General features: G+C 44.7%; 13 protein-coding genes. 4 read left to right on the top strand and 9 right to left on the bottom strand.

Translation table 11 applies throughout. The annotated features are described in order from the left end of the window. Positions 1-977: protein adenylyltransferase SelO (locus HP456_RS16305; RefSeq protein ID WP_172252996.1), on the bottom strand; the 977-nt coding region annotated here is incomplete at its 3' end. A gap of 204 nt (positions 978-1,181) precedes the next feature. Between HP456_RS16305 and HP456_RS16300 the strand changes: the two genes are divergently transcribed. Further along, a complete protein-coding gene (locus HP456_RS16300; protein WP_172252994.1) occupies positions 1,182-1,694 on the top strand; it encodes a GNAT family N-acetyltransferase in 513 nt (170 codons plus the stop codon). Positions 1,695-1,782: 88 nt separating this feature from the next. Here HP456_RS16300 and htpX read toward each other — a convergent pair whose 3' ends face one another. Then, positions 1,783-2,664, bottom strand: coding sequence for a protease HtpX (gene htpX, locus HP456_RS16295; RefSeq protein WP_172252992.1), 882 nt, complete (start codon positions 2,662-2,664; stop codon positions 1,783-1,785). Between the two features lie 158 nt (positions 2,665-2,822). Here htpX and HP456_RS16290 point away from each other — a divergent pair, with 158 nt between their 5' ends. Next, positions 2,823-3,560, top strand: a complete 738-nt coding sequence (locus HP456_RS16290; protein WP_172252990.1) for a DUF1836 domain-containing protein — start codon at positions 2,823-2,825, stop codon at positions 3,558-3,560. 49 nt (positions 3,561-3,609) lie between these two features. Here HP456_RS16290 and HP456_RS16285 read toward each other — a convergent pair whose 3' ends face one another. From HP456_RS16285 to HP456_RS16260, 6 genes are all read right to left on the bottom strand, one after another. Continuing rightward, on the bottom strand, positions 3,610-3,801 hold the full coding sequence (locus tag HP456_RS16285) for a hypothetical protein (protein ID WP_172252988.1): 192 nt from the start codon (positions 3,799-3,801) through the stop codon (positions 3,610-3,612). A 144-nt stretch (positions 3,802-3,945) separates the two neighbouring features. Then, positions 3,946-4,128 (bottom strand): hypothetical protein, encoded by a 183-nt coding sequence (locus HP456_RS16280; RefSeq protein ID WP_172252986.1) that lies wholly within the window; start codon positions 4,126-4,128, stop codon positions 3,946-3,948. 18 nt (positions 4,129-4,146) lie between these two features. Next, positions 4,147-4,551: a DUF5412 domain-containing protein gene (locus tag HP456_RS16275; protein ID WP_376766226.1), complete on the bottom strand. Its 405-nt coding sequence runs from the start codon at positions 4,549-4,551 to the stop codon at positions 4,147-4,149. Between the two features lie 36 nt (positions 4,552-4,587). Then, positions 4,588-4,791, bottom strand: coding sequence for a YxzE family protein (locus HP456_RS16270; RefSeq protein WP_172252984.1), 204 nt, complete (start codon positions 4,789-4,791; stop codon positions 4,588-4,590). A 107-nt stretch (positions 4,792-4,898) separates the two neighbouring features. Next, a complete protein-coding gene (locus HP456_RS16265) occupies positions 4,899-5,390 on the bottom strand; it encodes a hypothetical protein (protein WP_172252982.1) in 492 nt (163 codons plus the stop codon). Next, positions 5,387-5,764, bottom strand: a complete 378-nt coding sequence (locus HP456_RS16260) for a hypothetical protein (RefSeq protein ID WP_172252980.1) — start codon at positions 5,762-5,764, stop codon at positions 5,387-5,389. Before HP456_RS16260 ends, HP456_RS16265 begins: the two co-directional genes overlap by 4 nt. A gap of 226 nt (positions 5,765-5,990) precedes the next feature. Between HP456_RS16260 and HP456_RS25400 the strand changes: the two genes are divergently transcribed. Then, on the top strand, positions 5,991-6,113 hold the full coding sequence (locus tag HP456_RS25400; RefSeq protein WP_281358068.1) for a hypothetical protein: 123 nt from the start codon (positions 5,991-5,993) through the stop codon (positions 6,111-6,113). Between the two features lie 169 nt (positions 6,114-6,282). Here the strand turns inward: HP456_RS25400 and HP456_RS16255 are convergent, their stop codons facing one another. Further along, the gene (locus HP456_RS16255) at positions 6,283-7,962 is read right to left on the bottom strand and encodes a glycoside hydrolase family 13 protein (protein ID WP_172252977.1); all 1,680 of its coding nucleotides are present in this window, start codon (positions 7,960-7,962) and stop codon (positions 6,283-6,285) included. 181 nt (positions 7,963-8,143) lie between these two features. On the opposite strand from HP456_RS16255, the gene HP456_RS16250 reads away from it, so the two are divergent. After that, positions 8,144-8,288, top strand: a 145-nt coding sequence (locus tag HP456_RS16250) for an NAD(P)-binding domain-containing protein (protein WP_312857782.1), incomplete at its 3' end; no start/stop codon positions are given.

The raw sequence follows: 8,288 nt of genomic DNA, 5'->3' as shown, positions 1-8,288 counted from the left end.
TCGGAAATCGCTTCCTGAGCGAGCTTCAGGGATGTCTCCTCGTCTTTATGCAGCAGCGGCAGCAGTGTTTCCGCAAAACGCGCCAGGTTCCAACCTGCAATCGGCGGCTGATTTCCATATGCATAGCGGCCCCCGGTATCAATTGAACTGAAAACGGTCTCAGGGTCGAATGTATCCATAAATGCACAAGGACCGTAGTCGATTGTTTCGCCGCTTATCGTCATATTATCTGTGTTCATCACACCATGAATAAAGCCCGCCAGCTGCCATTTGGCAACCAGAGCTGCCTGACGCTTAATCACTTCTTCCAGTAAAAACAAATAACGGTTCCCCGCTTGCAGTGCATCCGGATAGTGACGTTCGATCGCGTAATCAGCCAGTGCACGGAGGTCTTCCACAGAGCCGAACCTTGCAGCATATTGAAACGTTCCTACACGAAGATGACTCGAAGCGGTACGAGTCAAGACCGCTCCCGGCAAGGTGGTCTCACGGATGATCACTTCACCCGTCGTCACCACTGCCAGGCTGCGCGTCGTAGGGATGCCAAGCGCATGCATCGCATCACTTATGATGTATTCACGAAGCATCGGACCAAGTGCCGCACGGCCGTCCCCGCCACGGGAGTATGGTGTCCTGCCCGAACCCTTAAGCTGTATATCATAACGTTCTTTTGAAGGGGTGATCTGCTCGCCCAGCAAGATTGCACGGCCGTCCCCAAGCATATTGAAATGCCCGAATTGGTGCCCGGCGTATGCCTGCGCAAGAGGAGATCCGCCCTCCGGAACCTCATTCCCTGCAAGAACACGAATGCCCTCTTCCCTCTGCAGGGCACTTCTTTCCAAACCAAGTTTTTCTGCCAGCTGACCGTTCAGAATCACCAATTCCGGTGCCTCGACAGGGTTTAATTCCAGATTTGTATAAAATGCTTCCGGCAAGCGATTATAACTGTTATTAAGATTCCATCCCGTTTTTGACATGGTATCCCTTCTTTCTTTTGAATTTATGAAAGTCAATGGAATTGATACGATTTATAGTTCCATACTAACACAATCCCATACGTAAATTCGTCTTCCTCACTGTCGCATTCCCGAAACTCCCAACCTTCAATATTCCTGAAAGTGAGGTAAAATAGATCCATGAGTCAAGTTTCTGACAATTCGCTTTTAGAGAGGGGAAAATATATGAATGTACTCGAAACAGAGCGGCTGATTCTCCGCTGGGCAGAAGAGGAAGATTCAGATTTTATTTACAAACTGCTGAATGAACCTGGATGGCTGAAGTATATAGGAGATAAAGGGATACAAACATTGGAAGATGCCGCGGCGTACATCAGGAACGGACCTTGTGCGATGTACGAGCGGGAAGGGTTCGGGCTTTTCGTCACCGAACTCAAAGAAAATCATGTGCCGGTCGGATTGTGCGGACTGATTAAACGGGAAGGACTTGAAGATGTCGACATCGGCTTTGCCTTTCTTGCTGATCATCAATCACGCGGTTATGCTCTTGAGGCGGCAGCAGGAACGGTTAGGTTAGCAAAAAAAATCGGAATGGATCGACTCGTTGCCATCACCACAAAGGATAACCACTCTTCCTCTTCCTCAAGTCTATTGGAGAAGCTCGGAATGAAGCCGGATGGGCATGTGACCCTGCCCAATGATACAGTCGAACTGAAGAAATATGCGATAAAATTATAACACCTTAAATTCCCGGCTTTCTTCTCTTAAAGAAGGCCCGTCCCGGTCTGCATTAATGTATTAACGCAGCAAGGGACGGGCCTTTCATTTATTTCGCTTCTAAACGGCTGATGCGGTCATCCAGATCCGGGTGTGTGGAGAAGATGGCTGATTTTCTTCGGCCGTTGATCTTCAATGTAGAAATCGCCGTGTCATCCTCGCCTCTCATACGGTTTGAGTAAGCTTTCAGCGAGCGTAAGGCATGGACCATTTTATCCTTGCCCGCAAGATCTGCCCCGCCGCGGTCAGCGTGAAATTCACGATAGCGTGAGTACGCAAAGACGACTAAACTACCAAGAATCGAAAACACGATTTGGAACAAAATGACGGCAATGAAATGAACGATCGGCGCCATTTCTTCCTTTACGAAACGGGAAGCGATCCACGCTGCGATTCTTGATAAGAATACGACAAATGTGTTGACCACACCTTGCAGCAGTGTCATCGTCACCATATCACCATTGGCAATATGGGCCACTTCATGGGCAATTACGCCTTCCACTGCATCGTCATCCATTTCGTTCAATAAACCGGTTGAAACCGCAACGAGTGAACGTTTCTTCGACGGACCGGTTGCAAATGCATTCACTTCCCTGGAATTATAAATCCCCACTTCCGGCATATGCATTAAACCTGCAGCCTTCGATAAACGATGCACCTTGTCGACGATATCCTGTTCCGCGGCAGACAACGCACGACTTGGATCCAAGACACGTACATTCATCATTTTCTTGGCCATCCAGCGGGACATCGCCAATGAGATGAAAGAGCCCGCAAAACCAATGATTGCACTAAAGATCAGCAAGGCACCAAAATCTATTCCACCTGAAGCATTGATATAATTTCCAGCTCCAGTTACTGAAAAAATGATACTAATCGTCAATAATACTAAAACGTTGGTCAAGAGAAAATAAAAGATACGTTTCCCCATTTCAAACCTCCACTCCTATTTTCAAGTTCATATGAACCTGTATTTGAACTTATTATATATTTTTTAAACCTGAAATTCAATCTTTTTCGTTTAATTGACGAGTCCTTCCTGAAGACGTACTATTAAAGAATAATGATTCAAGAATGGGGGATCCAGCGATGGAAGCATTTACATTATCAAGAAAAAACGTGGCCGATCTGCTCTTATCCCTAAAAGGCCAAACGGACAGCACCCCATTGGAGGTCCTCCAGGAGTCATGGTCGACCACACATAAAAAGGAAAAGAATCCGTTCATTTCATCCGGGTTTCCTTCAATATTTGAAAAAATCCTAAAAAGTAAAAAGACCGAGTTCGGTTTTTCATTAAATGAAATCGTCTCTCTCGCGAATCAGATTGAATATACGACACTCTCTTCAAGCGCCGTCCAGAATTGGGTGAAGCGCGATATTAAAGAACTGGTGGGATCTCCACTTCTCGGCAAGAAATATACAGTCGAACAGGCAGCCACCCTATTGATCGTTAAAGACTTAAAAGCATCACTGGACTTTGAATCCATCCGAAAGATCTTGACGCTCGTCTTTAACAACCCCGAGGACCGCTCTGATGATATCATCGATCCAATCGATTTATATTCTGCCTACTCATCTGTGTTTGATAAAGTTCATCACCAGCCGGTTCCCCAGGTAAAAAGCGCAGGGTCCATGAACGACTGGATGGATCAATTCATCAAAGATGAATGCGATGCCATCCTGCCATCCTTCAAAAACCTGAACGAAGAAAACCTCACCATCGTATTGAACGTCCTGCTCGTTACGGCCCTGACCGTTCAGGCTGCCTATTACCAATCAGCCACAAAGCGTTATGCCCATGCTGCCCTGTTCCTGCAGGGAATATAAAAAGGTGCCTGTCCCCCTGACGTACTGGGAACAGGCACCTGTTATTTATTTATCGCTTTTGTCCATTTTGATTGCCCGTTACATTCTTCACCGCTTTTGCCGTTCCATCCACAACACTCATCGCTGCGTTCTCTGTTGTTTCGAGTGCACTGTGAACAGTTTGGAATGCAGCACCTGCTGTATTCTTGATACCTTCAGTTACACTTCGATTGTTTTGCTTGTTTTGATTTTGGTTTGCCATGGTGAATCACCTCCTAAAGAATAGGATATGTAATTCACGGCAGTTGATTCAGGTTTCTTGTCTGCAAAAAAGGTCAAGAGCTGTCCACTGCAACCCTCCCGTCACATTAATCGTCACTATGATGAGGGACGTGCAACATCTCATTTATGTGTCTTTGATTTGAAGCTGTTTCTTAACAAATAATGCAGCCGATATTAGAATAATCCCCAACACTCCACCGGTAAATTCAGCTATATAGAATTCTCCATCTCTGATCAAACGAATCAGAAATCCTCCACCAAAGATGACGGTCATTGCCATTCCAAAATAGACTAACCAGTGCTTCAAACCGTTTCCTCCCCCTGCTCATTGATGCCTGAAATCATATGTATCCCCCGGAACATCCAATCTTTGTCCGTTGATGATGACTGTATCGTCATCTGTCCAAGTGATGTTCGCTGTGTCCTCGCGGTAATTCCAATAAATCGTTTCGCTCTTTCCATCCTTATCGTTAAAAACCAATTCACCCCTGACAGCATACGAAACCGTTGCGCCTCCATTCGTCACGTATGTTTTCAAGGTGTATGTACCATCAGGTGATGTTTCTTCTTTGAGAAATTCTCCTTGGGGCAGCCTGTCCAGATCATACATCAGCCAGTATACTCCGTATCCAATGACTGCAGCCACGATCGCCCCAACGATCAAAAAGATGGTCATCACTTCTTTGAAGATCCTTTTTTTGCCGCTTTCTAAAGTTGTGTTTTCAGTCATGGTTTTCTCCTCTTTAAAAAGTTCAAAAAAAGAGGCTCAGTCGCCTCCACCACCGCCTCCGTCTCCTCCGCCAAACCCTCCATCAAAGCCGCCGCAGTGATCTGAGCTGTCAGCGTTTCCACCATAATAAGTTGAGTGACCGGGATTCCTTCCAGTAGTACCTTTTGATGAATTGGTAATCAGAATACTGATGATCATTATAAGAATGGGTACTAATATGATATAAAATATTCCTGTCATATGAATCACCTCTTGTTTAACTATACGGTTCTATTATGGTAAAAGTTTCAATTTTTGTAAAAATTAATATAAAAAAGCTCCCTGTATAAAGGAGCTTTCATACATATCTATTTAAAAATAATTGTAATGATCTCATCCATGCTCATTCCGCTTTCAATTTGGAACGTGCCTGGTCTTAACTCATTTTCCAGACCGCGATTTTCTACTTCTTTGTAGAACTTCATGCCGTCGTCGATGATTTTTGCTTCTTCTAGAGCATTACCGATGTCGATGCTTGTCATCCCCATGGAGACATTCAGGATGGTCCGGTAGACGACCTCGCCATCATTTTCCTTCTCTGATTTCTTATCGGATGTTCCTTCTTTCTTCTCGTTGGCAGCTTCGTTCTGCTTGTTCCATTCTTCTTCTGTATGTACGATAAAGCCATTGGCTGTCAGCTTTTCAATCATTTCTTCTTCTGTAAGCTTCTCGGATTTAGTTGTGTTTTCCGATTTCACCGTGCTTTCGGCTTCAGTCGGACCAAAGAAATAGAATCCGCCGGTTACAGTAGCTGCTAGCAGAAGACCTAATGCGAAACTGCGCAGGGAATTAGGTGTCATTGTGCAACCATGCCCCTTTCAGCCTTTCTTGTCATATATGGAGTGAGCATGCGCTCCACCTCATTTGAAGAGAGCTTCCTATTAGATGCAATACTTTCAATTGAATAGCCGCGTTTATGCATATCAAGCATATCACGGAGCAATGCGCGCTCTTCAGATTGCGATTCCATTGCCCCTGACTGCTGTGCTGTGATTTCTGCATCCAGTTGAATTGTCCGTATCTGTTTTTCAAGTTCATGAACTTCATTCAAGACCGAGATTGAAGCATGTTCCAATTGCTGCTCCAGTTGTGATTTGGAATTAGCCGTCTTAATAAACGATATAATGAGCAGCACAACGGCTGTACCAAACAAAATGGCGATAATCCATTCCATTATGTGATCCTCCCTTATTTATGAATCTATTATCCGTACTAAATTATACCTTGATATCCATCTGATTTCGATTTAAAACGACAAAACCCCTCGATAGTCCTGTTTTTATGACAGAATATCGGATGTCGATTTGTTACATAGGGTCTATTAATAACATTGAAGAATAAGTTCCGGCATTAAAACAAAACTAAGGAAGAAAATGAACGAAATAAAGGGAGTGAAACCAATGTCCAAGCCTACTCAAAAACAGCAGCATGAAACAGCAAAAAAGCTGGCTGAAAAGCAAATGAGCGATAAAGTTGAAATCTCATCTGTACAAGCAGACGGAAGCCAGAAGAATCGTAAATGATGAATAGATAATAAGGAACTTAACCGTCGGATTTCTTCTTCATTTGTTTGGCTGTGTAAAATGAGTATGTTGAATCTTGTCAAGTCCTGTTCACCATATTTCATTAACACAGCCTTTTGGATTTCACACAAAAAAGCGCCCCGGGAATAGGCACTTTTTCATGTACCGATTAGTTCATTAAATAAACCCGCGCCTCATAAGGCCGCAGTTCCACTTCACGAATGTTTTTGTTACCCTCAACATCATAGTTACTGATCAGCAATTCACCATTACTTTCAAGCTCAGAAGGCATTTCGAATAGTGGAGTGTCACCTGAAAAATTCAGCATGACGATCATTGTCCGTCCTTCATATTTCCTTATGTACGCATAGATTTGGTCGTGATCCGGCATGATGACATCGTAAGAGCCGTAGACCATGATCGGATTTTCCTTGCGCAAGCCGATGAGCATGCGGTAGTAATGGAAGACGGAGTCCGGGTCAGCCATTGCCTGCTGAGCATTGATTTCTTTGTAGTTTGAATTCACTTTCAGCCAAGGCTCACCTGTTGTGAAGCCCCCATGATCGTTGTCATCCCACTGGATCGGGGTGCGGGCGTTGTCACGCCCTTTGACATAGATGGATTCCATGACTTTGTTGTGATCTTCACCGTTTTCGATGACTCTCTCCCGATACATGTTGAGCGTTTCTATGTCTTCATAATCATCAATCGAGTCGAATCTCACGTTGGTCATCCCGATCTCTTCCCCCTGGTAGATGTACGGCGTCCCTTTTAACGTATGAAGGAACGTTGCCAGCATTTTCGCCGATTCGACCCGGTACTCCTTGTCGTTACCGAAGCGTGAAACCATCCGCGGCTGGTCATGGTTGTTGAGATAGAGACTGTTCCAGCCTTCGTGTTCCAGCCCTTTTTGCCATTTTGTAAAACTGTCGCGCAAGGCGCTCATTTTCATCGGGCGGAGATCCCATTTACCGTCTGGTCCCGCGTCAAGGTCCACATGTTCAAATTGGAAGACCATGTTCACTTCTTTGCGGTCTTCAGCTGTATAGAGTTTTGCCTCTTCCACGCTCACCCCTGGCATTTCCCCCACTGTCATGACATTGTAGTCTGCCAGTGCTTTCTCTTGCATTTCATGAAGGTAGTCATGGATTTTAGGACCGTTCATGAAGTACTGTCCACCCGGCGCATACTTGCGGCCATCAGGCATTTTGGCATCAGGCAGTCCGTCCACCTTTGAAATGAAATTGATGACATCCATCCGGAAGCCGTCGATGCCTTTATCGAGCCAGAATTTCATCATTTCATAGACTTCTTCACGCAGCTTAGGATTTTCCCAGTTCAAGTCCGGCTGCTTCTGGCTGAACAAGTGCAGGAAGTATTGATCCGTCGCCTTATCATATTTCCAAGCAGAACCGCTGAAACAGGATTCCCAATTATTCGGCTCGCCTCCGTCTTTCCCATCTCTCCAAATATAGTAATCACGGTAAGGATTGTCCTTCGATTTACGTGATTCGATAAACCAGGCATGTTCATCCGAGCTGTGGTTCACGACTAGATCCATGATCAGCTTAAAACCGCGCTTGTGCATTTCATCCAGGAGCCGTTCCCAGTCCTGCATCGTCCCGAACTCTTTCATGATTCCTCTGTAATCACTGATATCGTAGCCGTTATCGTCATTGGGAGATTGATAGACCGGTGAAAGCCAGATGACATCAATCCCGAGCTCCTTCAGGTAATCCAATTTCGAAATGATCCCGTTGATATCCCCAATTCCATCCCCGTTCGAATCCTTGAAACTGCGGGGGTAGATTTGGTAGACGACTGCTTCTTTCCACCATTGTTTTGTCATTGAAATCGCTCCTTTATCAGTATATCTAGTTGTATATCAATCATTCTTCAATACCGTTAGTATACTATGGAACCGGTTGCATTAACAGGAAGACTTCCCTTGAAACTGTTCGTAAAGTATATGTATTGGTATACTTTTATTAATGAACTGGACTATTCAAAAATAGAAAGAGGCGAGGGATATGGAAATGAAAACGATTGGTTTTATCGGTGCAGGCGTAATGGGAAAAAGCATGGCTCATAATCTGTTGAAAGCAGGATTTGCCCTTAATGTGTACACTCGTACGAAAGAAAAAGCGGCTGATCTCTTGGAGGAAGGAGCACACT

The organism is Bacillus haikouensis (assembly GCF_013179555.1).
Taxonomy (GTDB): domain Bacteria; phylum Bacillota; class Bacilli; order Bacillales; family Bacillaceae_B; genus Rossellomorea; species Rossellomorea haikouensis_A.
Note: the sequence above shows the minus strand (reverse complement) of the source record. Positions and strands in the feature narration are given on the sequence as shown.